Origin of the sequence: Mesorhizobium sp. M7A.T.Ca.US.000.02.2.1 (assembly GCF_003996995.1) — a bacterium.
In the GTDB taxonomy this organism is placed as follows: Bacteria; Pseudomonadota; Alphaproteobacteria; order Rhizobiales; family Rhizobiaceae; genus Mesorhizobium.
Map to the genome: position 1 here is coordinate 1 of NZ_RZTT01000769.1, position 1,245 is coordinate 1,245.

Consider the following 1,245-nt stretch of genomic DNA (forward strand, 5'->3'; position numbering starts at 1 on the left):
GCCACCCTCCCCTCGAGGGGGAGGGAAAACACCGGCGTCACCACGGTGATGTCGGGCAGATGCGTGCCGCCGTTGTAGGGCGCGTTGAGGGCAAAGACGTCGCCGGGGTGGATGTCGCCGGAATTCAGCCGGATGATGGTTTCGACCGAGCGGTCCATCGAGCCCAGATGCACCGGCATGTGCGGCGCATTGGCGACCAGCGCGCCATGGCGATCGAAGACGGCGCAGGAAAAATCCAGCCTTTCCTTGATGTTGACGGAATAGGCGGTGTTCTGCAGCGTCACGCCCATCTGCTCGGCGATCGACATGAAGAGGTTGTTGAAGACCTCCAGCATGACCGGATCGGCCTCCGTGCCGAGCGCTGCCTGCCGGCGCTTTTTCTCGACACGGCGCAGGAGCACATGGTTCCTGGCGGTGATTTCGGCCAGCCAGCCCGGCTCGATGACGATCGTCTGGTTCGGCTCGATAATCAAGGCAGGTCCGGCAACCCTGTTTCCCGGCTTCAGCGCTTCGCGGCGGAAGATGGGTGAAGTGCGCCACTCTCCCTCGGTGAAGATTTCGCGGGTTTGCGAAGGGCTTACGGCAAGGTCTTCGGTTCGCGATTCAGTTTCGTCGCGCCCGGTGCCGCCGGTGTCGGTGCCTTCGACACCGACGGTCTCGACGATCATCGGCTTGTCGTCATAGACGAAACCGAACTGCGCCTTGTGGGCGATTTCAAAATCGCGCCTGGCCTGGAAAATCGAATCCGCCTCGAAATTCACCGGCAGTGTCGTGTCGGTGCCGTCATAGCGAATGTGCAGCACAGGCTTCGTGGCGACCGTATCCTCGCCGATGCCTTGCGCCGCGAGTTCGGCGATGACGGCTTTTCTCAAGATAGCAATGAGGTTGCCGATCTCCGTTCTGGACTCTTCGGCAAGCGGTTTCAGCAGCGCTTGCTGGCGCGAGGCAAAGACCGAGGACAGGCCGATGCCATAGGCCGACAGCAGGCCAGAGAAGGGATGGATCAGCACCGCCTCCATGCCGAGCGCGTCGGCGACCAGGCAAGCGTGCTGGCCGCCGGCGCCACCGAAGCAGTTGAGGAGATACTCGGTGACGTCGTAGCCGCGCTGCACGGAGATTTTCTTGATGGCATTGGCCATGTTCTCCACGGCGATGGTGACGAACCCTTCGGCGACAGTCTCGGGCGACCGCCCATCGCCGATTTCGGCGGCGAGTGCCGCAAATTTTGCTCGCACCGTCTCGACG

1 protein-coding gene is annotated in these 1,245 nt (G+C 62.4%); it reads right to left on the bottom strand.

Annotated elements, in window-relative coordinates; translation table 11 throughout:
* Nucleotides 1-1,245 (bottom strand): hydantoinase B/oxoprolinase family protein (locus EOD15_RS34460; protein WP_185929168.1); only part of this gene is annotated, 1,245 nt, incomplete at both ends.